Source organism: Kitasatospora sp. NPDC004745, assembly GCF_042873275.1.
In the GTDB taxonomy this organism is placed as follows: domain Bacteria; phylum Actinomycetota; class Actinomycetes; order Streptomycetales; family Streptomycetaceae; genus Kitasatospora.
In genome coordinates, this window is the sequence record NZ_JBIALK010000013.1 from 77,516 (window position 1) to 100,739 (window position 23,224).

A 23,224-nucleotide genomic window follows, 5' to 3' on the forward strand; every position below is an offset into this window, starting at 1 on the left:
CGTCCTACGCTCCCGGTCGTCCGGCGCCCCCGGCCGCACGTCGGGGGGTCGCCGAGTCTGGACGCTCGTCCGTGACCGGCGCGCTGCGCGCCGCGCCCGCGGACGCAACGGAAGAAGGAAGGGACTCCCATGCTCGTCAACCGCATGCCCGTCGCCCGCCGGGCCGCCGCCCTCGGCGCCCTCGCGCTGGCCGGCTCGCTGCTGGCCGTCGCCCCCGCCCAGGCCGCCGGCTCCGGATCCTCGGCCTCCGGTGCCCCGACCGCCAAGGCGGCGCCCACCGGCGACGGCGCCAAGGGCATCTGCAAGCGGCTGCCGAAGACCGAGGAGCGGGTCACCAAGGCGCTCGCCCGGCTGGGCGGCGACGCGACGGTGGTCGGCTCGGTCTCCCGGCTGCAGCAGCGGGTCACCAACGCCAAGACCGCCGGCCACACCGAGATCGAGACGCTCCTGAACGACCGGCTGACCGCCCGCAAGGCCCTGGTCACCACGCTGCAGACCCGCCAGAACGACCTCAAGTCCGTGGCGACCTGGTGCGCCGCCAACGGCGAGGGCGGCTCCAAGTGACCCGCCGCCCGGCCACCGTGCTGGCCGCCCTCGTCCTCGCGGGGACGGCCCTGCTGACCGGCTGCGGGCCCTCGGGCTCCGGCGCGGGCGCCGACAAGGGCGCCGGGGCCGCCGACAGCGGGCAGGTCCAGGACATGCAGCACAAGCTCGACGCCGCGGAGAGCGCCGCGGCCCAGGCGGACGCGGACACGGCGGCCGACAACGGCTGACCGGGCGGGCGCCCCGGCCGCGCCCCGGACCGGGGTCGGATCCGGGGCGCGGTGCCGGGGCGCGGTGCGCTCCGCGGCGTGGGGGTCAGAGCCCGAAGTGCCGCACGGCGCGCTCGGCCACCGCGTCCGGTTCCAGGTGCGTGTTGTCGATCCGCAGGTGCGCCCCGGGGAGGTGGGCGAAGTCGTCGACCGAGTTGAGGCGGTACCTGGCGTCCATGCCGACCAGGTTGTCGTTGGACCACGCCAGGTCGCGCTTGGAGGCCTTCTCCGCCAGCCGGGACTCACCCGCGTTGCGCTCCAGGCGGACGTCCTGGTCGGCGGAGAGCTCCAGGAACAGCACCCGCGCGCCGCGCTCGCGGAACGGGGCCGCGTAGCGCTCGACGAGCGCGGCGTCCTCGGGGTCGTCGAAGTCCCACACCAGGGTGAACACCAGGCCCGGCAGGTCGCTGGCGGCGGCCTCGGCGAAGATCTGCTCGCGGAAGCCGTGGTTGAGGCGCTGGAACTGCGGCGACTGGTAGTCGAACAGCCTCAGCAGCGGCTCGATGGTCAGGTGGTTGTGGAAGAGCTTGAACCCGGTGCGTTCGGCGATGGCGCCGCCCACGGTCATCTTCCCCACCGCGGCCGGGCCGATGACGAAGAGCAGGGTCGGGCAGGTGCTGTCGGACATCGGGACAGCATAGGCACCGTCATGATCTTGGTCGCACACCGGCCCCGGTCAGTGCCGTGACCGGGCCCGGCGCGGCGGCCGGCGCGCCCGCCGCTCGCGGACTCCGAGGTGCCCGGGAGCGGCGGGTTCGGTCAGCCGCCGGTGGGGACGGGGTCGTCGGGACCGTCCAGCCAGGCGGTGTGGCGGTCGGGGGTGACGGTGAGGCCGAAGCGCTCGTGTCCGGGTCGGCCGCGGTCGTCCCACCAGCGGTAGACGGCTTCCACCTCGTCCCACAGGCGGCGCGGGCCGGATTGGTACACCTCGTACTCGGTGCGGCCGTGCTCGTAGTCGGCGGACGCCCAGGACCGCTTGTCCCGGCTGTGGATCCACAACGTGTACGCGCCGTTGTCGTAGCGCTCGGCCCGCCAGAACGCGCCCGGGACTCCGAGGCCGATGACGAACTGCCGGAACCACTCGCCGGTGTCCCGCGGGGACAGCGTGGTGGTGCTCCTCACGCCGTCGGCCGGCCACTCCACTCCGTGCAGGTACTCCTCGAACAGCGGCCTTTCGGTGCGTTGTTGACGCAGCCTCATGAATGCTGAACCGCCGGTGAAGTGGCCGACCGCCCGGGTACCGTCGCCGTTCACGGTCAGCCGCACGATCTGTTCCCCGCCGTACTCGGTGCCGAACGGGGCGACGATCACCGCGCCGGGGGCCGACTGCTCCAGCCAGGCCGCGGGGATCTCCAGCAGGGAGCACGTGGCGATGATGCGATCGTAGGGAGCGCCCTGCGGCCAGCCCGCCCGGCCGTCGCCCTCGACCACGGTCGGCGCGAGTCCGGCCCGGCTCAGGTTCTCCCGGGCACCCCGGGCGACGTCCGGGTCGTACTCGACGCTCACCACGTTGGCGTCTCCGAGCCGCCGGGCCAGCAGGCCCGCGTTCCACCCGGTGCCCGTACCGATCTCCAGCACCCGGTCACCCGGACGCACGTCCAGGTCCCGGAGCATGGAGACCACCATCGTGGGCATGGAGTTGGACGAACTCGGGGTGACCCCGAGGCCGTCCCCCTCGTGGGCGCCGTCGTCCCATTGCGTGGTCAGCGGGATGTCCGAGTAGACCGCCCTGTGCCACGCCTCGGGGTCCTTCGAGCGGTGGACCACGGGGTTCTGCCGGGTGCCGTCCGCGATGCCCGGCCAGATGCGGTCCGGGACGAACCGCTCGCGGGGCACGGCCTCGAAGGAAGGGAGCCAGTCCGGTCGGAGTGCGCCGCCGGCCACCAGCGCGGAGGCGAGCCGCCGGGGGCCCGCCTCCTCGTGCGTCTCTCCGGCCACCGCCTACCTACCGCCCGCCGGGTTCTGGCCGTCCGAGGTGTTGCCGCCCTCGTCCGAGCCGCCACCGCCGTGCCCGGAGCCCTTGTTGCTGTCGTCCTGCTGCCTGCCGCCGTCACCGGAACCGGTGCCGCCACCGCGCTTGCCCATGTCAGGCCCTCCCTGCTGATCGTGCCCGGCAGGCGGATGCCCGCCGGGTGCTACCGCCCGCCCCGGCCGCGTCCCCGGGGTGTCCTGGTCACTCACCGGCCACCCCTGAAGCAGCGCACTCCCCGTCCTCGACGTGCCGGGCACGATTGCGCGCGAGCATCCGCCCGATCGTCGGGTGCTCGACCTGCGGGTACTGCGCCTCGGCCCGGTCGAAGTACGTGCACCCCGGGCACTCATCGGTGTCCGGCGGCGGCACCTCGGGCAGGCGGACGGCGATCTCGCGGAGGCTCACGACGCGCCCCTGTCCGGACACACGTCCCTGCCGCAGGTGCAGGGCTGCCATTCCCGCAGGATTCCGACCCGGTCCGGGGCGGAATCGCCGGCAACGCGGTCGGCTTCCACCGGTTCCTGTAGATCCGTCGTCTGCGACATTGGCCGTGGCTCCCGTCTCCAACCCTGATCCGTCGTCAGAACCGTAGAGAGCGGGACCAAATCACGGCCACGAAGTTCTATGGGATTCCACGCGAGATGACGAGGTCACCCGAGCAGCGCAGTCGCCGACGCGATCAACTCTCGGGCAGCGACACCATGGACCGCCAGCTCGGCCAGTTCACCGAAGGTCTCGGCGTACAGCTTGATCTCGCCGGGTTGGGTGATCGTGAGATACCCGGAGACCAGTTCAACGTTGACCTGGGCGTTGTCGAAGATCCAGAACCCCTCGGCCGGCCAGCGCACCCGGTCCGGCCGCATCGGAACGACTCCCAGGCTGACGTTGGGGAGTGATCCGACCGTGGTCAGGTGGTGCAACTGGTCGCGCATCACGCCCCTGCCGCCGATCCCGCAGCGCATGACCGACTCCTCGACCAGGAAGGCGAACCGGCGATCGCCCTCGTACAACACTCGCTGGCGCTCCATGCGGGCAGCGACCGCCGCCTGAACGTCGTCAACCAGCCCCCGGCGCTGCTGGATCGCCTGAAGCGCCGCCGTCGTGTACCCCGGCGTCTGGATCAGTCCAGGGACCAGCCACGACGAGTAGGAGCGGAACCGGCGAGTTCGCTCGTACAGTGGCAGCCGGGCCTCCTGCGCGGCCTTGAGGCCCGCACGCTCCAAACGCCGCCACTCGATGAACATGCCTTCCACGGCCCGCAGGGACGCCACCAAATCCGCTGCGCGCTCCTCCGCACCACAAGCGCGGCACCACGCCCGGATGTCGTCCTCCGAAGGCGGCGTGTGGGCGTTCAGCAGGCGAGAGACCTTGGACGGGTACCACCCGCACGCAGCCGCCAACTCTCGCCCTGTCAGCCCAGCGTCCCGCTGGATCTCGCCGAGCCTGTCAGCGAGGTTCTGGCGGGCGCGCTGGACACTTGAAGATGCCGAGACGGCCATGAACTGTTACCGATCAGGCGGGACGGTACTCCGCATGGGGAGTCGCCCGTTCCCAGGCCGCTTCGTAGGCCGCCAGGTACCGCTTGGCCAACTCCGGATCGGTCCGGACCTCCATCTTGGCCTCAGCCCACTGTCCGTCGCCCGTGAAGTGGTGGAGGATCACCACCTCGTCGTCCATCACCCAGCCGTCCAGGCCAGGCAGCAGAAGGTCACCAGCGCGGGAACGCGGCAGCCACCGTACGTCCTCGCCCGCCGCGACGTTCGGGAACGTCACGTCGTACTCGTACCGGATGTAGTCGGTGACCGGCTCGGAGACCACGCGCAGGCGCCGCATGACGACCCCTCGGCCGGTCGCCTCGGCAACGACGTCCAGCCAGGATCGCCACCAGGATTCACGGTCGGCGGGATCGAGCCGCTTGCCATTCTGCCAGGCGATGAATTCCGGGTCGTCCAGCATGTAGCTGTCCCGCATCTCCAGGTGAACCGCAGAGCGCCGGGCCTTCGCCAACTGCTCACGAACCGCTGTTGCCACCGCTGTTGTCCTCGCCCTCGGGCCGGGGGATGAACTGGATCATGTTGGCGGGCAGCCGGATCATGAACTCGTGGTCCGGGATGTCCGTGGTGTGACCGGGGACCGAGCCGACCTCCTGCGCGGCCTTGATGTCGTCCTCGCTGGCCTTGTACGACTGGATGAGCAGGTCACCGGTCTCCGTCTCCCGCCAGATGGTCGGGGAGCCGTCGTCCGGGGTGTTCGGGTAGATCCCCAGGAACTCTAGAGCCATGACTGCCTCCGATGCCGATCAGGTTCTACGTGGTTCCAAGGATGCTGGTCCGGCGCGGTCCTGTCAGACGAACGCCCCAGCCGCCCAACGCCGGCTGGGGCTGCCTGGCAGTCAGCTGCGGTTGCCCCAGCCGAGGAGCAACACGCTGTCCCCCACATACTTGCCCAACCCTTGAAAGGGACCGCCCGGTCAGCGGGCGGTGCGGTGGACGTGCAGGGCCCAGAGGGCGAGGGGCAGCTGGAGGGGTAGGCGGGCGGTCGCCAGGTGGCGCCAGGGGGCCGGGCGGTGGCGCCAGTCGCGGGCCATCTTGACGTTCGCCGGGAAGACGGCGGCGAACAGGCCGACGGCGGCCAGCGCGCCCGCCGACCTGGTGCGCGGGGCGAGGACGGCGGCGCCGACGGCGAGTTCGGCCGCGCCGCTGGCGTAGGTCCACGCCCGGGGGCTGCCGGGCAGGGCCCGCGGCACGATGGCGTCGAAGGGGCGGGGCGCGGCGAAGTGGGCGATCCCCGCGGAGACCAGCAGGGCGCCCAGGAGGCGGGCGGGCGTCTGGGACGCCGTCTCGTGCGTCACTGCCGTCGGTTCCGCCACTGCCGCTCCTTCGGGTGCGGCGCCGCGGTGGGGCGCGGCGCCTTGGTTACCGAACAGTAGCGGTGCGGGCGCCCGATGCGAAGAGGGGGACGGGCGGCAGGTCCGGGCCGGGTCAGGCGGCGGGCAGGCGGGTGCGCAGCTGGTTCCGGTCGGGCTTGCCCGCGGCGGTGAGGGGGATGGCGGGCAGCAGGTGGAGGGCGTGCGGGGCGTAGAGGCGGCCCCTGCGGGTGGTGACGAACTCCTGCAGCTCGCCCAGGGTGGGCCGGCGGCCGGGGGCGGGGACCACGGCGGCGTGGACGTGCTCGGCCCGGTCGGCGTCCCGGGCGCCGAAGACCACGCACTGGGCGACGTCCGGGTGGCTGAGCAGCAGTTCCTCGACCTCGGCCGGGTAGACGTGGCCGCCGACGACCACGATCATCTCCTTGATCCGGTCGACGACGTAGAGGTAGCCGTCCTCGTCGAGGTAGCCGACGTCGCCGGTGTGCACCCAGCCGTCGCGCAGGACCTCGGCGGTCAGCTCGGGCCGCTTCCAGTAGCCGGTCATCACGTACGGCGAGCGCACCTGGACCTCGCCGGGTTCGCCGGCGGGCAGGGTGGCGCCGTCGGCGTCCCGGACGGCGATCTCCACGCCGGGCAGGGCCCGGCCGACCGTCAGGTGGCCGCCGCGGCCGGTGCGCTCCTGGTCGCCGGGCAGGGTCTGGGTGATGTGCTGGGTCTCGGCCTGCCCGTAGTAGCCGTAGAGGACGGGCCCCAGGGCGTGGGCGGCCTGGCGCAGCCTGGCCGGGGAGGCGGCGGTGCCGCCGTAGGTGATGCGGCGCAGGCTGGACAGGTCGGTGCGGGGCAGGTCGGGGTGGTCGAGCAGCCGGTAGAGCAGCGGCGGCAGCAGCCAGGTGTGGGTGATGCGTTCGCGTGCGATGGTGGCGAGCACGTCGGCGGGGTCGAAGCCGTGCTGCAGGACGACGGTGCCGCCCTGGTGGAGGGTCAGGTCGGTGAAGATGCCGGCGAGGTGGGCGAGCGAGGTGCAGGCCAGGTAGCGGGGCGGGTCGCCGGCGCCGGTGAGGGGCTGGTCGAGGACCTGGCGGTAGGCGCCGTGGGTGGTGCGGATGCCCTTGGGGATTCCGGTGGTGCCGCCGGTGTGGCGGATGCACCAGTCGTCGTCGGGGCCGGCCGGACCGTCGAACGGGTGGGCGGGGCGCTGGGCGGCCGCGGCGAGGACGTCCTCGGCGGCGCCGTCCGGGCCCAGGCAGAGCAGCTGCGGGGCGCCGGGGATCTGCTGCAGGTCCCATGCGGTGTCGTGGCGTTGTCCGTCGGCCAGGAGGAGGGAGCAGTCCGTGCCGGCCATGATGCGGGCCATCGTCGAGGAGCTCATGCCCTCGTAGAGGCTGACCACCCGGGCGCCGGCCAGGTTGGCGGCGTAGCGGGCGGCGAGGGCCTCGGCGGTGTTGCCGGTGAGCAGGGTGACGGTGGCGCCGCGGCGCACGCCGCGCTCGGCGAGTTCGGCGGCGAGGCGGTGGACCTGGTCGTGCAGGTCGGCCGCGGTGACGACGCGCCCTTCGGCGGTGGTGACGGCCGGGCGGTGCGGGTCGGCGGCCAGGGCGGCGAGGAGGGCCTCGACGTAGCCGCCGGCGGCCTGCCCCGGGGCGTCCGGGCCGCTCGGGCCGGCAGGTCCGTCGGGGTTGTTCGGGCCGCTCGGGCCGGGTGCGGTGTGCGTGGTGTGCGTGGAGGTGCGGGGCCGGGTCATCGTTGGTGTCTCCCCCTCGTGGTCGAGGAACCGGTGGGCGCCTTCGACGCTAACGCCGCCCGCTCATGCCTTCCACGACCTGTTGCAGCATGTGCTCATGCCTCCTCGGGCATGAGGATCCCGCCCGGCACGACGCCCCCGTCCGGCACGACGCCCCCGTCCGGCCCGCCGCCACTGCCGGGCGCCGAGTCTCCCCCGGGTCTGAAGTGCTCGACCGCCAGGCGGCGGAAGTCCTGGGCGGCCGGGGAGAGATAGGCCTCCCGGCGCCACACCAGGGTCAGCGTCCGGTGGCAGTGCGCGGCGTCCAGGCGCAGCCAGACCACCGGGCCGTCCTCGCCGAGGGCGCGCCGGGCGACCTCGGGCATCAGACCGACACCGAGTCCGGCGCGGACCAGCTCCGAGGTGGCGGCCGCCTCGTCGCCTTCGCAGACCACCTGCGGGGTGAGCCCCTCGCGGGCGAACAGCCTTTCCAGCAGGGCGCGTTGCCAGTGCCCGGCGCGGGTGCTGACGAAGTCCTCGTCGGCCAGTTCGGCCACCGTGACGCTCTCGCGGCCGGCCAGCCGGTGCCCGGGCGGCACGGCCAGCAGCACCTCCTCGCGCAGCAGCTCCACGGCGCACAGGTCGGGGCCGGCCAGCGGCTGGGAGGCGAGCGCGAAGTCGACCTCGGCGGAGCGCAGATGGCGGCGCATCGCGCCCACCGGGGCCTGGAACAGGTGCACCCGCACCCCGGGGCGGTGGGCGCGGAAGGCGGCCAGCGCCCCGGCCAGCTGCGGCAGGGTCTCGGCGGCGACGGCCAGGCGGCCCGGCCCGGCGACGGCGGCGTCGGTCATCTCCCGTCGGGCGTCGTCGAGTTCGGTCAGCACCCGGTCGACCCTGCGCAGGAACGCGGCGCCGTGCTCGTTGAGCCGGATCCGCCGGCCCTGGCGGTCGAACAGCGGCAGGCCGAGCTCGGACTCGAGCCGGATGATGGTGCGGCTCACCGACGGCTGGGCGACCCGCAGTTCCTCCGCGGCACGGCTGATGTGCTGGTGGCGGGCGACGGTCTGGAAGTAGCGCAGGGACAGCAGATCCATAGCCGGTAGTGTCGCCGGATCCGTGGCCCGGCCGGGGGCCGGGGCCCTCGCCGAATCTCGCCGGATTCCGTCACCGGACCACCGTGGGACCGCCCTCGGGACTACCGCGGAGCCGTCCTCGGGCCGTCCTCGGGCCGCCGCACCCCTCCTCCCCCGGCCCCCGCCACCCGCCGTCCGCCGCCGGGGCCGCTCCGCGCGGCGGCGGGGCGCCCCGCCGCTGCGCCGTCCGGATGCCGGGATGGGCCGTGGGAGTGCGGGATGGCGGCAAACGGGGGTGGGACGTGTGCGGAGCACTGCGGGCGGGCGGGGCGGCGGCGAGAATGGGCCGCGGGGGCCGGGAGACGAACGGAGTCGCTGGTGAAGGTGGTGCCGGCCGGCCTCGTCGCGCTGCTCGCCGCCCTCGCCCCGGCCGCCTACCCGGCCCTGGCGGCGGTCCCGGCCCCGGCGGCGCTCCCCGCCGTGTCGGCGGTCGCGGCCCGGGCGATGGTCGCGGCCCCCGCGGCCCCGGCGGACACCCCGTCACCGTCCCCCTCGACACCGCCCGCACCGTCGACCTCGCCTGCGACCCCGGCCCCGACCCCGACGTCGCCCTCGGGCACCGGGTCCGGCACCCGGCAGCCGGCCCTCGGGCTGGTCCCGGCCCGCGCACCGCAGCTCGGAACGGTGCAGGTGACGGTCTCCGGGTTCGGCGCCTGCCGGACCTCCAAGACCAAGCGCCCGACCATCGTCCAGGTCACCTGGGACGACCCGGCCGGGGTCCTCGCCACCATCGGGGTCGACGGCGACAACCCGTCCACCGGCACCATCAAGGTCCCGCCCGGGTCCGGGGCCGGCCCGCACACGGTGACGGCCACCTGCCAGGGGCCAGCCACCCGGGCCGACGCGACCGCCGTCCTCACCGTCGCACCCGCCACCCTGACGGCCGATCCGCCGCAGGGCGCGGCCGGCTCGCGCATCACCGTGACCGGCGCCGGCTTCGCCTGCCCCGCCGGCGACACCGCCACCCTGACCTGGGACGGCACGCCGCTGCCCGACCAGGGGCGGCCGGACGGCGGCGGAGGCTTCGCCACGGCCGTCACCGTGCCCCGCGACGCGGCCACAGGCGACCACGACGTACGGGCCTCCTGCGGGTCGGAGGCGGGCATCGCGGCCACCGCCCGCGTCCACGTCCGGGCCGTCGCACCGACCCCGCCCGTCACCCCGACCCCGCCGGGGCCGACCTCCCGCGAGCCCGACGGGACGTCCACCGCGACCCCCGGCACCGCGCTCTCCCTGTCCGGCCCGACGGACGGCTGCCCGCGGGGCGGCGGTCCGCCGTGGGTCGTGCTCTCCTGGGACGGCGGCCCCAGGTCGCACCCGATCCAGGCCGACGGCTCGGGTCGGGTCCACGCCCGCGCCACCATCCCGCCGGACGCACCCCTGGGCCCGCACACCATCACGGTGGAGTGCGCGGACACCCACGCCGTCACCCAGACCGTCCCGGTCCTCGTCGCCCGGCAGGTCCCGCAGCCCGGGTCGGACCGCACGACCTGGATCGTGCTCGGCGCCGCCCTCGCCACCGCCGCCCTCGCGGCGCTCGCGCTGCGGCACCTGGTCCGCGGGCGCCGCCCGGCCGGCGCACCGTCCGGCACGCCCTCCGGCACGTCCGGCACGCCGGGCCGGGTGACGGCCGAGATCGGCGCCCGGTGGGACATGGAGACGAAGCTGACCGAGACCGAGCGGGGCGGGGACACCCGGACGGGTCGGGTCGTCCGACTGGAACCGCGCCCGGACCCGGGCCGGCAGAGCCTCGAGGAACCGCCCGACGACCGAGGGAGCACCCCGTGACGACCGTCTCGACGGACGACCCCTACGCCCTGGGGACCTTCCTGGGGGCGGTGGAGCCGTTCGCCGACTCGCTGCACCGCGAGGGGGCGCTGCAGGCCCTGACCGGCCTGGGCCGGCCGCTGGCCCGGGCCGCCGAGCAGGAGGTCGCCAGCGTCGTCCAGGGCTTCCTGGGGCTGGACATGATCGACCTGCTGGCCGGCGGCTGGCGCACCCACGCGGCGCTCACCGCCGCCGCCCGCAGCACCTGCGCGGCCGCGGGCAGCGAGGAGGTCGTGGCACTGCTGGACCACCGGATCCGCTCGGTCCACCACCCCAGCGTCAAGGTGCTGGTCGACGGGGTGTCGGTCGGCACCCTCGCGGTGGACATCGAGGTGGAGTTCGACCTCAGCGGGATCATCGCGGTGGTGCGCGGGGGCCGGCTGGTGGCCGTGCGGGCGGGCTCCTGCACCGCCAAGGCCGGGGTGGCCGTCGAGCGGATCCCGGTGGCCGGCCGGCAGGGGCACTTCGACCTGCCCGGCGGCGTGCGCTTCCGCCGCGGCGTCGTGCTGCGCCGCTGCGCGGACCCGCCCGGCTGAACCGCGCCCCGCCCGGCGGATCAGCCGGCCGCGTGCCCTCGCCGGGCCGGACCGGCCGGTGCCCGGGCACCGGACCGCACGAGCTGCGAGCACCCGCGGGGACACCGTGGTCGGCAACGACGTCTGGCTCGGCCACGGCGCCCTGGTGATGCCCGGGGTCCGCATCGGCCACGGCGCCGTCGTCGCCTCCGGTTCCGTCGTCGTCGACGACGTGCCCGACTACGGCATCGTCGGCGGCAACCCGGCCCGGCTCATCCGCACCCGCTTCAGCGGACCCGACGTCACCCGGCTGCTCGCCCTGGCCTGGTGGGACTGGCCGGTCGAACACCTCACGCAGCACCTGCGCACCGTCATGTCCGGCACCGTCGAGGAGCTCGAAGCCGCCGCACCGGGCAGGTGAGGGAGCGGCGGGGGTCCGGTTTGAGTACGCGTACTCAGGTGCGCCGGGGCGCGACGGCGAACACTGGTGGACGGCTCATCCGACCGTCGGAGGATCAGGATCCGTCATGCTCAGCCGTACCGCCGCCCTGCTCGTCCCCGCCTTCGGGCCCCTGCGGATCACCAGCGACCCCGACGCCGACCTCGCGCCCGGAAGCATCGTCGCCGCCAACCACACCTCGCTCGGCGACCCGGCCGTCGTCCTCGCCGCCCTGCACCGGCTCGGCGCCCGGCCGGTGGTCCTCGCCACGGCCGGCCTGTGGCGGGTGCCGGTGCTCGGCCGCCTGCTGCGCCACGACGGCCACATCCCCGTCCACCGCGGCACCGCGCACGCGGCCGACGCCCTGGACCGGGCCGCCGAGGCGCTCGCCGCCGGGCGGATCGTGCTGATCTACGGCGAGGGCGGCCTGCCCCGGCGCCGCGACTCCGGCGAGCAGCCGCCCCGCCCGTTCCGCAGCGGCCTGGCCCGCCTCGCGACGGCCACCGGTGCGCCCGTCGTCCCGCTCGGGCAGGCCGGCTCCCGGCGCCTGACCTCCGGCGGCCCGCTCAAGCAGCTCGCCGGCCTGGCCACCGCCCCCGTCCGCCGCCCGGCCCTGCACGTCCACCTCGGCGCCCCGCTGCGGCTGACCGGTGACCCGGCCGCCGCCACCGCCACCGCCCACGCCGCGGTCACCGCCGCCTGGCACCACGCCGCCGACCGGGCGACCGACCGCGCGACCGACCGGGCCGCGGCCTGACGCAGGCTCCGTACCCGGCCAGGCCGCCGCCCCGACCGGCGGCGCCGGCACGGGGCCCACGTGCGACGCGGGAGTCGACCACGAGGCACCTCCCCGCGCAGCGCACCCCGCACCTCGCACCCCGCACCCCGCACCCCGCACCCCGCACCCCGCGGGATCACCCCAGGTCGCGCAGTCGGCGGACGGGGCCGGCCAGCAGGATCGCCGGGGCGGCGAGGCTGAGGACCGCCAGCAGGAGCAGGGTGGTGCGCGGCCCCCAGGCCGCGGAGGCGGCTCCGGCGGCGACGGCGCCGATCGGGATGACGCCCCAGGAGACGAACCGGACGGTGGCCATCACCCGGGGCAGCAGCTCGGGCGGGGTGTGGGTCTGGCGGTGGGTGCGGGTGACGATGCTGGTGACCACCACCCCCGCGGAGAAGCCCGCGTTGCCGACGGCGAAGACCAGCGTCGCCCAGCCGGGGCCGGCCGCCGGGAGCAGGAAGGCGGAGAGCGCGGCGACCGCGCCGGCCCGGCGCAGCAGGCCGGCGCTGCCGGTCCGGGCGGCCAGGCGGGGGGTGAGGGCCGCGCCGAGCACGCTGCCCACGCCGCCGGTGGCCATCAGGACGCCCACGGCGGCGGCGGGCGCGCCGAGGGTGCGGACCAGGAACACCGGGGTGAGCGTCATCAGTCCGCCGCAGACGAAGTTGATGACGGTGACGTCGGCGACGCACGGCCCGATCACCGGGTGCCGGGTGACGTAGCGCCAGCCCTCGCGGATCTGCTCGCGCATCCCGGCCCCGGCCGCCCGGTCGGCGCCGGGCTGTGCCACCCTCGGCAGGCTGCGCAGCAGGGCGGCCGAGAGCAGGTAGCTGGCGGCGTCCAGCACCATCGAGGCGGCGCCGCCGACGAGTTGGACGAGCACTCCGCCGAGCGAGGGGCCGGCCAGCTGGGTGGCGGCGGCGCTGCCGGAGACCAGGCTGTTGCGGGCGGTCAGCTGCTCCTTGGCGACGATCGAGGGCAGGAAGGTGGAGTTGGCGACGTCGAAGACCACGCCGGCGAGGCCGACCAGCAGCGCGACCACCACCAGTTGTGGCAGTCCGAGGACCCCGAAGGCGGCCGCCAGCGGCACGGAGGCGACGGCCGCCGCGCGCAGCAGGTCCATCGCCACCTGGGTGCCGCGCAGCGGGAGGCGGTGGACCAGGACGCCGGCGGGCAGTCCGACCAGCAGCCAGGCCAGGTAGGCGGCGCCGGTGAGCAGGCCGACCTGCAGGGCCGTCGCGTGCAGGGTGACGACGGCGATCAGCGGCAGGGCCACCCTGGTCACCTCGTCCCCGAGTTCGCTGACGGTGGAGGCGCCCCAGTAGCGCCAGAACGCTCCCGCCCCGCCCGCGGCCGCTGTTCCGCGCGTCGTCGCGTGTTGCCCCGCGCCGTCCCCGTGTCCGGTCCGCTTCGCTCGTGCCCGTATCGCCGTACGCGTCGCCACGTCCGTCCGCCCCCTGTCGCCGCGAGTGAGTCTCTTTTTGGAACTCACTATAATGGGTGCTCATGCGGCACACCGAAGCGGCGGACCCGGACTGCGCGATCTCCCAGGCCCTGGCCGTGGTCGGCGACGCGTGGACGCTGCTCCTGATCAGGGACGTCGCCGGCGGGACCCACCAGTTCGAGGCCCTGCGCGACGGCCTGGGCATCAGCCGCCGGGTCCTCACCGAGCGCCTCAAGGCACTGGTCGCCGACGGGGTGCTGGAGAAGCGGCTCTACCACCCGCACCCGCCGCGCTACGAGTACCACCTGACGCCGGCCGGACGCGGCCTGCTGCCCCTGCTGGTCGCGCTCCAGGACTGGGGCGGCCGGTACGTCCTGGGGGACGGCACGCTCTCCGGCACCAGCACCGCCGACTCCGCCGAGACCCGCAGGGTGCTCGCCCTGACCGGCCACCGGCTGCCCGTGCTGGAGCTCACCGCCGCCACCGGCGAACGCACCGACCCCGTCGCCACCGGGCCCGCCTGGACGGTGCTCTACTGCTTCCCCGGCGCCTACCCGCCCGGCGGCCTGGACCTCCCGCCCGGCTGGGGCGCCATCCCCGGCGCCCCCGGCTGCACCCTGGAGTCCAGCACCTTCCGCGACCGGGCCCCCGAGTTCACCGCCCGCGGCGCCGCCGTCCACGGCGTCAGCACCCAGCGCCCGGACCAGCTCGCCGCGTTCGCCGAGCACGCGCGGATCCCCTTCCCGCTGCTCTCCGACGCCGACCTGCAGCTCGCCGCCGCCCTGCGCCTGCCCACCTTCCGGGCCGCCGGCGTCGACCGGCTCAAGCGGCTCACCCTCGTCCTCGACGCCGACCGCACCGTCCGCGGCGTCCTCTACCCGGTCACCGACCCGGCGGGCTCGGTCGAGGACGCCCTCGCCCTGCTCGACGACCTCGCGGCGGCCTGACGGCAGGGCCGGGCCCCGGGCGGTCCGGGCGGTCCGGGCGGTCCGCGGGCTGACGGCGGGTCGGATGTCAGTGACGCGTGGCACAGTGCCGGGCATGAGGAGCACGACCACGGATCCCCTGGACGGCCTGGACGCGATCGACTGGGCCGGCCTCGACCACGCCTACGGCGGGGCGGGCGACGTACCGGGGCTGCTGCGCGCCCTGTGCGGGCCCGGGGAGCGCGAACGCGACCGGGCGCTCGGCGCCCTGTACGGCAACATCTTCCACCAGGGCAGCCGCTATCCGGCCTCGGCCGTCGCGGTGCCCTTCCTGGCCCGGCTGGCCGTGGACGCCACGCTGCCCGGCCGGGCCGAAGTCCTCGGCCTGCTGGCCTCGTTGGCGATCGGCTACGACGAGGCGCACCTGCCCGCGGGGGTGGCGATCACACAGTGGCGCCACGAACGGGCCGAACTGGCGGCGAAGGACGGGGCGGCGGTCCTCGCCGAGCTCGACGCCTGGGTCGCCGCGGCCCCCGACGAGGGCGAGCGCCGCGTCCGGGAGTTCCGGCGCCGCACGTTCGACCCCGACGAGCACCTGCGCTCGGTGGACGCGGAGCTCGGCGCCTACGACGCCGTCCGCGCCGAGGTGCCACGGCTGGCCGCACTGCTGGCGGACGGCGACGCGGGCGTGCGCGCGGCGACGGCGTACCTGCTGGCCTGGTTCCCCGAGCAGGCCCCGCACTCGCTGCCGCTCCTGCTCGCCCTGCTGGACGCCCACGGCTCCGGGGGCGAAGGCGCCGGGGGGCCGGACTCCGCCGTCGCCGCCACCGCCCTGGTCGCCGTCGGGCTGCTCGGCGACGCCCCGCTCGTGCCGCGCCTGCGCCCCTTCCTGGCCTCCCCCGACGGGCTGCTGCGCTGGGCGGCCGCCGTCGCCCTCGCCCGCCTCACGAGCACCCCCACGGCCACCGGCACGGCGGCGGCCGACACCCCCACGGCCGGCACCGGGGAGGCCGACCAGGGCCTCGGGGCGGCGGTGCTCACCGAGCTGACGGCCGCCGAGGCCGATCCCCCGGAGCCCGGCGCGCCCGGCGTCGCCTTCCACGAGGGGGACCTGCGCGGCTACGCCGCCGCCTCGCTCACCCTGCTCGCCGCCGACCACCCCGAAGAGGCCCTGGACGCGGTCATCGACGGCCTGGCCCGGACGTCGGGCCCCGCGGCCTTCGCCGTCACCGCGGCGGCCCTGCGCCTGGCGTTCGGCCCGCCGCGCCCCGGGCCGCTGCCGCCCTTCGCCGAGCTCGACGAACGCCGCCGGCGCCTGGTCCGCACCCTGGCCGACCTCGACGAACCCACCTGGCGGTGGGGCAACTTCCTGGAGATCCTGAGGGCCTGGGGGCTGCCGCAGGACCGCCCCGCGATACGGGCCTACGCCGGCCTGCCCGCCGCCTGACGGCCCTGCCCCGCCCGCCCGTCCACCCGCACATCCGAGGAGCGAGCTTCGATGACGACACCTTCCCCCGGAGAGGCCGGGATGCGGACGGACCTGCGCCCGGCCACTGCCGTCGTGGCCGGCCTGGTCCGCGGCGTGCGGGACGACCAGCTGAACGCCCCCACCCCCTGCGGCCCGCTCACCGTCGGCGAGCTGCTGGACCACCTCGCCGGCCTCAGCGAGGCGTTCCACGACGCCGCGGCCAAGACCGTCCGGGCCGACGGCGGCGGGGCCCGGGTGCCGGACGCCACCCGGCTGGACCGGGACTGGCGCGAGAGCCTGCCCGCCCGGCTCGCCGCCCTGGCGGAGGCCTGGCAGCCCGCCGGGGCCTGGACGGGCACCGCGACGGTGGGCGGCGGCGAGATGCCGGCCGAGGTCGCGGGGGCCGCCGCGATCGACGAGGTGCTCGTCCACGGCTGGGACCTCGCGGTGGCCACCGGGCAGCGCTTCCCCGGCGACCTGCCCGCCCTCGCCCCGGCGATCGGCTCCGCCACGGCCTGGGTGCGCACGGTCGCCGAGGCCCACCCGGACGGCCTCCCCGGCCTGTTCGGCCCGCCCGTCGCCGCGTCCGCCGCCACCCCGATGGAGCGCCTGCTCACCCTGACCGGCCGCGCCCCCTCCTGGACCCCGCCCCCGGCCGCCTGACGGCCCGGCCCCCGGCACCCCGCCCTCCGGCAGCCGGCTTTCCCACAGGGGGTCAGGTGTTGCGGCGGGCCGACTCGTTCTCCTGGGCGAGACGGCGCAGGGCGAGCAGGGCGGGTTCGAACAGGATGGTGCGCAGCAGGGCGCTCTCGGCCTGGTCGAGGGGGTCGGCGTCGGGGTCGAGCTGGTCGAGGTCGAGGGCGGCGGTGCGCTCGGCGAGGGCGGCGTAGCCGCGCAGGGCGTCCGCGGAGACCCCCTCGCCGAGGGAGCGCAGGGTCTCCAGGGTCTCGCCGAGGACGGCGCGGGCGGGGGCGTGTGCGGAGACCTCCCAGCCGAGTCCGTCGATCAGGGCGTCCACCTCGGCGGCGCCGGGGGCGGGGGCCGGTGGTGGCGCATCCTCGTCGGCCGGGCGGGCGCCGACGACGAGTCCGAGGACCTGGTGGCGTTCCCCCGCGTGGGCGGCGGCCGCGCCGAGGATCTCCTTGGTGGCGCTGACGCTCAGTCCGCGCAGGCCGATGAGCGCGCGCACCAGGCGCAGGCGGCGCAGGTGGGTCTCGTCGTACTCGGCCTGGGTGGCGGCGGTGGCGCGGCCGGGCGGCAGCAGGCCCTCGCGCAGGTAGTACTTGATGGTCGCGGTCGGGACTCCGCTGCGGCGGCTCAGTTCGGAGATGCGCACTGCTGCTGCACCGGCCTTCCTCTGGCTTCGTCTTCCCCGGGGCGCGTTCTCCCCTGGCTTTTGGATACCGGCACTGTCTAACATAGATAGTGCCACTACCCAATGTGGCGCCGACCCCTCCCCGAGGAGCATCAGCCATGCCCACGCTGCCCTGGACCGCCCCGAACCCGGCCACCCCCGGCACCTCGGCGATCGTCATGGCCTCCCGGTTCGAGGTCCGGTCGCTGTCCGACGTCCCACGCTTCTTCGCCCGGTCGATGACCGTCTGGCGCCAGCTGCGCCGCTCCCCCGGTGCCCTCGGCGGCTCTCTGATCGCCCGCCCGTTGCGCCGGACCTTCTACACCCTGTCCGCCTGGGAGAGCCGCGAGGCCCTCGACGCCTTCGCCGCCGCCGAACCCCACCGCAGCGTGATGCGGGGCCTGCGCGGCACCATGCGGGAGTCCACCTTCACCTTCTGGCAGACCCCCGTCGAGCAGCTCCCGATCACCTGGGCCGACGCCCACGGCCGCCTCGACGCCCAGCGCACCGCGGGCACCGTCGGCGGGGGCGGGGACACCGCGGGAACGCGCTGAGCGGCGACGCCGCCCGCAGGCCGTCCGCCACCCGCAGGACGCGCCCCCGGCCGTGCGCCACCCGCGGCCGGTGTGTCACGGCCCGTACCGGGCCGGCGCCCCGGGCACACTGACGGCGTGCCCGCCGATCCCACCCGGAGCCAGGTCCGCATCAGCCTGGTGATGTCCGCCCTGACCGTCAGCGCGGGCGCCGTCGACGCCGTCACCTTCCTCGGCCTCGGGCACGCCTTCGCCGCGCTGGCCACCGGAAACGTCCTGCTGCTCGGCTTCGGGGCCGCGCAGACCGCCGGGATTCCGGTCGCCCGCCCCGCCGAGGCGGTGGCCTCCTTCGTGATCGGGGCCGCGGCCGCGAACACCGTCATCTCCCGGGCGAGCGGGCGGGGGCGGCGCTGGCTCGTCCTGGTCCTCGCCGCCGAGGCCGCGGCCCTGGCCGCCGCCGGCGGGTACGCCACCGCGGTCGGCGGCACCGGTGCACTGCCCGGCGGTGCCGAGGCCCTCGTCGCCGCGCTGGTCGCGGGCGCCATGGGGTGGCGCAGCCGCGGGATGCTGGAGGCCGGGGTCCCCGAGATGCCGACCACGGTCGCGCAGATCACCCTGGTCAAGCTGCTGGCGGACGTGCTGTCGATCCACACCGCGCCGTCCCCGCGCCTGGTCCTCGTCCGGGCCCGGCGCAGCGCCACCGTCCTCGGGATGTTCGTCGGCGGGGCGCTCGGCGCGCTGTTGCTGCGGTCGGGCGCCGGGCCCGCGCTGCTCGCCATCGCTGCCTTCGAGGCGTGCGTGACCGCCGTCTACTCCCGCGCCACCCGGTTCCGGCCCCAACCGGTCCGGGCCTGACGCCCGGTCACGGGCCGGCGGCCGCGGCGCCGCCGGGGAGCCGGCCGGGATCCCGTGCAACGGCCGGCGGGTGGACGGGCGGAGCGGGCGGATCCGTGACGGTCACGGTGAACCCGGCTGCTGCACGGCGGCGTTCACACCGGCGTCCTGCCGGCCCGCCCCGCCCGCCGCGTTCGGCACCGGGCGCCGCGCCCGAGCAGCGGCCCGGCAGATCGACGATCTTCCCGTGGAGTGCGGGCGAGGGAGGGTGTCCGGCTCCGCTGCCGGACACCCTCCCCGGTACGCGGACCCCGGCCGCCGGGGCCCAGGGCGTGTCTTGTGGATCTTGTCGGGTAGGTCGCGGCGTCAGGGTGCGTGCATCGCAAGGCGGAGGATGGGGGCACCTCCCGGCCGAAGGCTGGGGGAGAGTCCATGCGGTGGGGGCACCTCCCGGCCGCCAGGCTGGGGGCCATCGGCGACCGACGACAACGCGGCGTGGGGGTACCCCCGGCCGAAGGCTGGGGGAGTGCGTGCCCTGGCGTCGCGACCCCGGCAGTGATCCACAAGACACGCCCTAGCGGTGCAGGTCGGCGAGGAGCAGGTTGGGGTCGGTGCGGGTGAAGTAGGCCGCGCTGGGGACGTAGACCGTCCCGCCGCGCACCGCGACCGAGGTCGGGTTGGACAGGCCGTCGGCGCCGGTCAGGACGGTGTGGTGGCTGCCGTCCGCCGTCACCTCGACGGCCTCGTCGGGCGCGTTCAGGGCGGCGATCAGGTCGTCGCCGTGCCCGGTGAAGGCGAAGTCGTCGATGCCGTCGAGGCCCGCGGCGTGGACGCGGGCGGGCGCGGCCGAGCCGTCCCGGCGGACGGGGATGCGCAGCAGCTGGCCGGTGTCGGTGTTGCCGACCCAGACGGCGTGGCGGTGCACCTTCAGGCCGTTGGCGCCGAACGCGGTGACGGGCTTGAGCAGCGCGTCGTCGGACCAGGTCGTCGCGGTGCCGCCGGCCGCCGGTACCGCGTAGACCACGCCGAGCGCGGAGTCGGCGGTGTAGAGGCGGCCCTCGTGCTCGTCGAGGGCCAGGCCGTTGGGGAAGCCGGTGACGGGCAGGGCGGCGATGCGCTCGGGCGTCCCGCCCGGGCACAGCCGCCAGATGCCGTGCAGGTCGTCGGTGCCGGTGGCGTAGCCGAAGTAGAGGGTGCCGTCGTGGGCGCGGGCGATGCCGGTGACGATCGCGGCACCCAGGAGCGGGGTGTTCGGGTGGGCGGGGGCGGGCAGGGTGGCGAGGACGGTGAGGGCCCCGGCCGGGTCGACCCGGGCGATCTGGCGGGCGAAGGACAGGGTGAGGTCGGCGGAGCCGTCGGGTTCGAGGGCGATGTTCTCCGGCTGCTGACCCCGGGCCAGGTCGAAGTGGGCGATGATCCGCGGGTCGGACAGCGGTGGGGCGACGGCGACGGCCGGGGTGGCGGCCACCAGGGCCAGGGCGGCGCAGGCCGCGGCGGCGGCAGCGGCGCGTCCTGCGGCGCGCGGGCGCCGGGCGGTTCGGGTCTGACGGGGCATGGTCTCTCCTCGGCGGGTCGGCGATGGCCGGGTGCCCGTCGAGGAGAGCACGCCTGACGCTCCGTCATCGCGCCCCGGCGGCGCACCCGCCGCAGCGTCCCCCGGTCGGCGGGGTGGTCAGGGCGCCGACAGGACGGTGACGGCGCAGATCACGTCGGAGCCGCTGCAGGGGTCGCCCGGAGCGTGGACGGGCGGAGCGTGGACGGACGGGGTGCGGGCCGGGGTGGCCGGCGGGGCCGGCTGCGGGGTGCTCTCGGCGCCGTCGCCGAGGAGCAGCACCCCGGCGCCGCCCCCGGCCACCAGGACCGCCCAGGTCACGACCGCACCCCGCTGCCACCGCTGCACGCGCCCCCCGCTCACCGCCCCCGCCATGACCGCCGCCACCGTGGCGGGCCCCCGTCCCCGGGCACGCGCCCGGCGGCCGGGGCGGCGGGATCGGCAGGCCCCCGCCGGGCCCCCGGTCGGGCGGCCCGGATGCGTGGGGTGAAAAATCGCACCGCCACCCGCTCTAGTTCGTCCGCGTCCCTCTGTGGTGGGATGTGCCGTCACGGGTTGATGACCGCTGGTGGGGGTGTGTGGTGAGGAGTGGAAGGCTGCTCGGCCTGGACGGGGACGCGGTGCGGCTCGCCGCCGTGGGCCTGGTTCGTCTGGGTACGCAGGAGTGGCAGGACGGGGCCTCGGGGGCGCCGGGCTGGCTGGGGCGGGTGCGGGCGGCCTCGTTCGCGGACGCGTGGCTGGCCTTCGGCGGCTCGGCCGCGCCCGGGCTTCGGGTGCCCGCGGGAGAGGTGCTGCGCTCGGTGGCCTACCGGGCGGGCGAGCTGGTCCTGCGGGCCCGCCACGGGGACGGCGCGGAGGCGCTGGAGTGGCTGGGCAGACGCTCCGCCGAGGCCCGGGAGCAGGCCCGCCGGGAGGAGGTGGCGCACCCGGCCGAGCCGGCGGCGCTGGCCCTGGTCTGGCACGGCGTGCAGGCCGCCTGGGCCGAGGACGGGCCCGCCGCGGTGGCGGACCGGGAGGCCCACGGGCGGCGCATCGACGAGCGGGCCGAGGCGTACGTGCGCGAGCACCACCACCGCCAGGACGCCCTGGCGCTCATGCTGTCCTGCGCCCGGATCGCGGCGGCCGCGCTGGTCGACCTGTGCGACGGGGACCCGGGGCGGGCCGAGGAGTGGCTGGAGGCGGAGGCCGCCCGGTCCATGCCGTGCGGCTCCCCGGTGCCGCTGTGGGTGCCGGGCCGGCCCGGGCAGACCACCGGCTGAGACCCCGCGCCCCGGCCCGTACCCGGAAGCGCACGCAGGCCCCGCACCGGGGCCGGGGCCGGACCGGTGGGGCGGCGGTGACGGGAGTGACGGCAGGTGACACCGTGACGGTCGGTGTGCGACGCTGCAGGACCGGCGCGCCGGGAAGCGCGCCACGAGGGGGAACCGGGGGGTTCACATGGGCCGCACACGCGGGCCCGGGGGCCGGCACGTGGCCGCGCTGCTGGTCGTCGTCGGACTGCTGACGGCCGCGGCGGCGCTGCGCCCCGAGGGCGGACTGCTGGGCACGGCGGCCACCGGGCCGGTGGGCGCCGTCGGCTTCGTGGTGCTGATCGGGATCGGCTGGGCCGCCCTGGTCGGACGGTTCGCCGTGCGCTTCCGCGAGGAGGTGCGCCACCTGGCCGGGCCGACGCCGCGGGCCGAACGGCTGCGGGAGGCCGCCATGGTCCTGCTGCCGCTGGCCGCCGCCGCGGTGCCGGTGCTGCTGCTGGTCCTGCACGGCCGCACCGCGCCCGCGGCGCTCGACGCGCCCCAGCTGCCGCCGCCGCTGCCGCTCCCGGACCTCTCCCCGACCCCTCCCCCGCCCCCGCCCCCGGTGAAGCCGGCGGACGACCCGGGGTTCGGCGTGCTGTTCGCGGTGCTGGTCGGCTCCCTGGCCCTGGCCGCGGTCACCGCCTTCGTGTTCGTCCTCGTGCGGGCGCTGCGGCACCTGCGCATCCACCGCCGCCCGGCGACCCCGCCGCTGCCCACCGCGCCGGCCGGCCCCGAGGCCGCCCTCGCCGAGGCCGTTGCCTCCGGCCGCAGGGCGCTGGAGGGGGACGACGCCCGGGCGGCGGTGATCGCCTGCTACGCGGCGATGGAGGGCTCGCTGGCCGCCTCCGGACTGCCCCGGCAGGCCTGGGAGAGCCCGACGGACCTGCTGGAGCGCGCCCTGTCCGACGACCGGGTCGACCCCGGCGCGGCCCGGGCGCTCACCGCACTGTTCCGGGAGGCCCGGTACTCGACCCACCCGATGGACGACGCCCGGGTGCGCCGGGCCCGCACCGCCCTGGACGCCATCGCCGCCCGGCTCGCGGCCACCGACCCGGCCGGGTCGAACGCCGACCCCGCCGCCGGGGCGGGCGCGACGGCGGCGGACGCAGCGGGCGCAACGGACCCAACGGACGCAGCGGGCGCAACGGGAGGGAACCGATGAGCGGCGAACCCACGATCGGACGCACCGGACGCACCGGACGCACCGGACGCACCGGAGCGGCCGGGCAGAACGGGCAGCCGGACGGCGGGGCCGAGGGCGGGATCGCCGTACCGGGCTCGGTGCGCCACAGCCTGCTCGAACTGGCCGTCCCCGCCGTCCTCGCCGAGGTCCTGTGCGCCCTGGTCGGCGGCTGGCCCGGTGCCGGGGCCGGGGCCGTGCTGCTGGCCGCCGCCGCCCTGCTCACCGCCCGCCACGTGGCCGGCGCGGGCACGACGGGTTCCCCCCTGCGCCGCCGGCCGCGGCAGCTGGAGGCCTACGAGCCCGGCCTCGGCGACTGGCGCTGGACCGTCGGCCAGGGCCTCGACCCGCAGGGCGACACCGGGCCGCTGCGCACCCGCCTCCAGCGGCTGTACGCCGTCCGGCTCGCGGAGGGCCACGGCGTGCACCTGCCGGCCGACCGCGAGCGGGCCGCCGAACTCCTCGGGCCCCGGCTGTGGCCGTGGATCGACCCCGCGGCACCGGCCCCGGCCGGGCCCCTGCCGGCAGCGGTCCTGCGCGCCCTCGTCGACCGGCTCGAGTCGCTGTGACCTGAACCCG

General features: G+C 76.4%; 27 protein-coding genes and 1 pseudogene. 14 read left to right on the forward strand and 14 right to left on the reverse strand.

Annotated features, from left to right (window positions below; genetic code table 11):
• Positions 1-129 precede the first annotated feature (129 nt).
• Positions 130-564 carry a hypothetical protein gene (locus ACFYUY_RS21525; RefSeq protein WP_360210464.1) on the forward strand — a complete coding sequence of 145 codons (435 nt, stop codon included), beginning with the start codon at positions 130-132 and terminating at the stop codon, positions 562-564.
• Complete coding sequence (locus tag ACFYUY_RS21530) at positions 561-773, forward strand: hypothetical protein (RefSeq protein WP_360210466.1); 213 nt, start codon at positions 561-563, stop codon at positions 771-773. The genes ACFYUY_RS21525 and ACFYUY_RS21530 overlap by 4 nt, the downstream gene beginning before the upstream one ends.
• Before the next feature lie 85 nt (positions 774-858).
• On the opposite strand, the gene ACFYUY_RS21535 is transcribed toward ACFYUY_RS21530, so the two are convergent.
• The 10 genes from ACFYUY_RS21535 to ACFYUY_RS21580 form a co-directional block, all read right to left on the reverse strand.
• Complete coding sequence (locus ACFYUY_RS21535; RefSeq protein ID WP_360210468.1) at positions 859-1,440, reverse strand: AAA family ATPase; 582 nt, start codon at positions 1,438-1,440, stop codon at positions 859-861.
• A gap of 131 nt (positions 1,441-1,571) precedes the next feature.
• Entirely contained in the window at positions 1,572-2,750 is a 1,179-nt protein-coding gene (locus ACFYUY_RS21540) for a methyltransferase domain-containing protein (protein ID WP_387902494.1), read from the reverse strand.
• 3 nt (positions 2,751-2,753) lie between these two features.
• Positions 2,754-2,897, reverse strand: coding sequence for a hypothetical protein (locus ACFYUY_RS21545; protein WP_387902497.1), 144 nt, complete (start codon positions 2,895-2,897; stop codon positions 2,754-2,756).
• 88 nt (positions 2,898-2,985) lie between these two features.
• A complete protein-coding gene (locus tag ACFYUY_RS21550; protein ID WP_387902500.1) occupies positions 2,986-3,189 on the reverse strand; it encodes a hypothetical protein in 204 nt (67 codons plus the stop codon).
• A 245-nt stretch (positions 3,190-3,434) separates the two neighbouring features.
• The gene (locus ACFYUY_RS21555) at positions 3,435-4,283 is read right to left on the reverse strand and encodes a helix-turn-helix domain-containing protein (protein WP_387902503.1); all 849 of its coding nucleotides are present in this window, start codon (positions 4,281-4,283) and stop codon (positions 3,435-3,437) included.
• Positions 4,284-4,296: 13 nt separating this feature from the next.
• Positions 4,297-4,815 carry a DUF6879 family protein gene (locus ACFYUY_RS21560; RefSeq protein WP_387902506.1) on the reverse strand — a complete coding sequence of 173 codons (519 nt, stop codon included), beginning with the start codon at positions 4,813-4,815 and terminating at the stop codon, positions 4,297-4,299.
• Entirely contained in the window at positions 4,796-5,065 is a 270-nt protein-coding gene (locus ACFYUY_RS21565) for a hypothetical protein (RefSeq protein WP_387902509.1), read from the reverse strand. The genes ACFYUY_RS21560 and ACFYUY_RS21565 overlap by 20 nt, the downstream gene beginning before the upstream one ends.
• Before the next feature lie 189 nt (positions 5,066-5,254).
• The gene (locus ACFYUY_RS21570; RefSeq protein WP_360210480.1) at positions 5,255-5,653 is read right to left on the reverse strand and encodes a MauE/DoxX family redox-associated membrane protein; all 399 of its coding nucleotides are present in this window, start codon (positions 5,651-5,653) and stop codon (positions 5,255-5,257) included.
• A gap of 112 nt (positions 5,654-5,765) precedes the next feature.
• The gene (locus ACFYUY_RS21575; protein ID WP_387902511.1) at positions 5,766-7,394 is read right to left on the reverse strand and encodes an AMP-binding protein; all 1,629 of its coding nucleotides are present in this window, start codon (positions 7,392-7,394) and stop codon (positions 5,766-5,768) included.
• Positions 7,395-7,489: 95 nt separating this feature from the next.
• Positions 7,490-8,467 carry a LysR family transcriptional regulator gene (locus tag ACFYUY_RS21580; protein ID WP_387902514.1) on the reverse strand — a complete coding sequence of 326 codons (978 nt, stop codon included), beginning with the start codon at positions 8,465-8,467 and terminating at the stop codon, positions 7,490-7,492.
• A gap of 357 nt (positions 8,468-8,824) precedes the next feature.
• On the opposite strand from ACFYUY_RS21580, the gene ACFYUY_RS21585 reads away from it, so the two are divergent.
• The 4 genes and pseudogenes from ACFYUY_RS21585 to ACFYUY_RS21600 all read left to right on the forward strand — a co-directional run bounded on the left by ACFYUY_RS21585 (position 8,825) and on the right by ACFYUY_RS21600 (position 12,044).
• Positions 8,825-10,294 carry a hypothetical protein gene (locus tag ACFYUY_RS21585; RefSeq protein WP_387902517.1) on the forward strand — a complete coding sequence of 490 codons (1,470 nt, stop codon included), beginning with the start codon at positions 8,825-8,827 and terminating at the stop codon, positions 10,292-10,294.
• The gene (locus ACFYUY_RS21590; protein WP_387902519.1) at positions 10,291-10,869 is read left to right on the forward strand and encodes a hypothetical protein; all 579 of its coding nucleotides are present in this window, start codon (positions 10,291-10,293) and stop codon (positions 10,867-10,869) included. Before ACFYUY_RS21585 ends, ACFYUY_RS21590 begins: the two co-directional genes overlap by 4 nt.
• Before the next feature lie 94 nt (positions 10,870-10,963).
• Positions 10,964-11,269: pseudogene (locus ACFYUY_RS21595) on the forward strand (antibiotic acetyltransferase); the annotation flags it as partial.
• 106 nt (positions 11,270-11,375) lie between these two features.
• On the forward strand, positions 11,376-12,044 hold the full coding sequence (locus tag ACFYUY_RS21600) for a lysophospholipid acyltransferase family protein (protein ID WP_387902522.1): 669 nt from the start codon (positions 11,376-11,378) through the stop codon (positions 12,042-12,044).
• A gap of 157 nt (positions 12,045-12,201) precedes the next feature.
• Here ACFYUY_RS21600 and ACFYUY_RS21605 read toward each other — a convergent pair whose 3' ends face one another.
• Positions 12,202-13,506, reverse strand: a complete 1,305-nt coding sequence (locus ACFYUY_RS21605; protein ID WP_387902524.1) for an MFS transporter — start codon at positions 13,504-13,506, stop codon at positions 12,202-12,204.
• 62 nt (positions 13,507-13,568) lie between these two features.
• Here ACFYUY_RS21605 and ACFYUY_RS21610 point away from each other — a divergent pair, with 62 nt between their 5' ends.
• From ACFYUY_RS21610 to ACFYUY_RS21620, 3 genes are all read left to right on the forward strand, one after another.
• Entirely contained in the window at positions 13,569-14,453 is an 885-nt protein-coding gene (locus tag ACFYUY_RS21610; RefSeq protein ID WP_387902527.1) for a winged helix-turn-helix transcriptional regulator, read from the forward strand.
• 94 nt (positions 14,454-14,547) lie between these two features.
• Positions 14,548-15,879: a hypothetical protein gene (locus ACFYUY_RS21615; RefSeq protein ID WP_387902530.1), complete on the forward strand. Its 1,332-nt coding sequence runs from the start codon at positions 14,548-14,550 to the stop codon at positions 15,877-15,879.
• 51 nt (positions 15,880-15,930) lie between these two features.
• Positions 15,931-16,563: a TIGR03086 family metal-binding protein gene (locus ACFYUY_RS21620; protein ID WP_387902531.1), complete on the forward strand. Its 633-nt coding sequence runs from the start codon at positions 15,931-15,933 to the stop codon at positions 16,561-16,563.
• 52 nt (positions 16,564-16,615) lie between these two features.
• Here ACFYUY_RS21620 and ACFYUY_RS21625 read toward each other — a convergent pair whose 3' ends face one another.
• Positions 16,616-17,236 (reverse strand): MerR family transcriptional regulator, encoded by a 621-nt coding sequence (locus tag ACFYUY_RS21625; RefSeq protein WP_387902534.1) that lies wholly within the window; start codon positions 17,234-17,236, stop codon positions 16,616-16,618.
• Positions 17,237-17,373: 137 nt separating this feature from the next.
• On the opposite strand from ACFYUY_RS21625, the gene ACFYUY_RS21630 reads away from it, so the two are divergent.
• Entirely contained in the window at positions 17,374-17,808 is a 435-nt protein-coding gene (locus tag ACFYUY_RS21630) for a DUF3291 domain-containing protein (protein ID WP_387902537.1), read from the forward strand.
• 117 nt (positions 17,809-17,925) lie between these two features.
• Positions 17,926-18,642 (forward strand): YoaK family protein, encoded by a 717-nt coding sequence (locus ACFYUY_RS21635; RefSeq protein ID WP_387902540.1) that lies wholly within the window; start codon positions 17,926-17,928, stop codon positions 18,640-18,642.
• A gap of 553 nt (positions 18,643-19,195) precedes the next feature.
• Here the strand turns inward: ACFYUY_RS21635 and ACFYUY_RS21640 are convergent.
• Together ACFYUY_RS21640 and ACFYUY_RS21645 are read right to left on the reverse strand one after the other, a co-directional pair.
• Positions 19,196-20,176 (reverse strand): hypothetical protein, encoded by a 981-nt coding sequence (locus ACFYUY_RS21640; RefSeq protein WP_387902543.1) that lies wholly within the window; start codon positions 20,174-20,176, stop codon positions 19,196-19,198.
• Positions 20,177-20,293: 117 nt separating this feature from the next.
• Entirely contained in the window at positions 20,294-20,494 is a 201-nt protein-coding gene (locus tag ACFYUY_RS21645) for a hypothetical protein (protein WP_387902545.1), read from the reverse strand.
• 260 nt (positions 20,495-20,754) lie between these two features.
• On the opposite strand from ACFYUY_RS21645, the gene ACFYUY_RS21650 reads away from it, so the two are divergent.
• From ACFYUY_RS21650 to ACFYUY_RS21660, 3 genes are all read left to right on the forward strand, one after another.
• Complete coding sequence (locus ACFYUY_RS21650; RefSeq protein WP_387902548.1) at positions 20,755-21,432, forward strand: hypothetical protein; 678 nt, start codon at positions 20,755-20,757, stop codon at positions 21,430-21,432.
• Positions 21,433-21,610: 178 nt separating this feature from the next.
• Entirely contained in the window at positions 21,611-22,627 is a 1,017-nt protein-coding gene (locus ACFYUY_RS21655) for a DUF4129 domain-containing protein (protein ID WP_387902550.1), read from the forward strand.
• A complete protein-coding gene (locus ACFYUY_RS21660) occupies positions 22,624-23,214 on the forward strand; it encodes a hypothetical protein (RefSeq protein WP_387902553.1) in 591 nt (196 codons plus the stop codon). Before ACFYUY_RS21655 ends, ACFYUY_RS21660 begins: the two co-directional genes overlap by 4 nt.
• The last annotated feature ends 10 nt before the right edge of the window (positions 23,215-23,224 follow it).

Coding starts and splice junctions, on each gene's coding strand:
- ACFYUY_RS21655 (WP_387902550.1), top strand. CDS start 21,611: ATGGGCCGCACACGCGGGCCCGGGGGCCGGCACGTGGCCGCGCTGCTG.
- ACFYUY_RS21535 (WP_360210468.1), bottom strand. CDS start 1,440: ATGTCCGACAGCACCTGCCCGACCCTGCTCTTCGTCATCGGCCCGGCC.
- ACFYUY_RS21565 (WP_387902509.1), bottom strand. CDS start 5,065: ATGGCTCTAGAGTTCCTGGGGATCTACCCGAACACCCCGGACGACGGC.
- ACFYUY_RS21610 (WP_387902527.1), top strand. CDS start 13,569: ATGCGGCACACCGAAGCGGCGGACCCGGACTGCGCGATCTCCCAGGCC.
- ACFYUY_RS21575 (WP_387902511.1), bottom strand. CDS start 7,394: ATGACCCGGCCCCGCACCTCCACGCACACCACGCACACCGCACCCGGC.
- ACFYUY_RS21555 (WP_387902503.1), bottom strand. CDS start 4,283: ATGGCCGTCTCGGCATCTTCAAGTGTCCAGCGCGCCCGCCAGAACCTC.
- ACFYUY_RS21580 (WP_387902514.1), bottom strand. CDS start 8,467: ATGGATCTGCTGTCCCTGCGCTACTTCCAGACCGTCGCCCGCCACCAG.
- ACFYUY_RS21600 (WP_387902522.1), top strand. CDS start 11,376: ATGCTCAGCCGTACCGCCGCCCTGCTCGTCCCCGCCTTCGGGCCCCTG.
- ACFYUY_RS21630 (WP_387902537.1), top strand. CDS start 17,374: ATGCCCACGCTGCCCTGGACCGCCCCGAACCCGGCCACCCCCGGCACC.
- ACFYUY_RS21660 (WP_387902553.1), top strand. CDS start 22,624: ATGAGCGGCGAACCCACGATCGGACGCACCGGACGCACCGGACGCACC.
- ACFYUY_RS21545 (WP_387902497.1), bottom strand. CDS start 2,897: ATGGGCAAGCGCGGTGGCGGCACCGGTTCCGGTGACGGCGGCAGGCAG.
- ACFYUY_RS21640 (WP_387902543.1), bottom strand. CDS start 20,176: ATGCCCCGTCAGACCCGAACCGCCCGGCGCCCGCGCGCCGCAGGACGC.
- ACFYUY_RS21525 (WP_360210464.1), top strand. CDS start 130: ATGCTCGTCAACCGCATGCCCGTCGCCCGCCGGGCCGCCGCCCTCGGC.
- ACFYUY_RS21615 (WP_387902530.1), top strand. CDS start 14,548: ATGAGGAGCACGACCACGGATCCCCTGGACGGCCTGGACGCGATCGAC.
- ACFYUY_RS21620 (WP_387902531.1), top strand. CDS start 15,931: ATGACGACACCTTCCCCCGGAGAGGCCGGGATGCGGACGGACCTGCGC.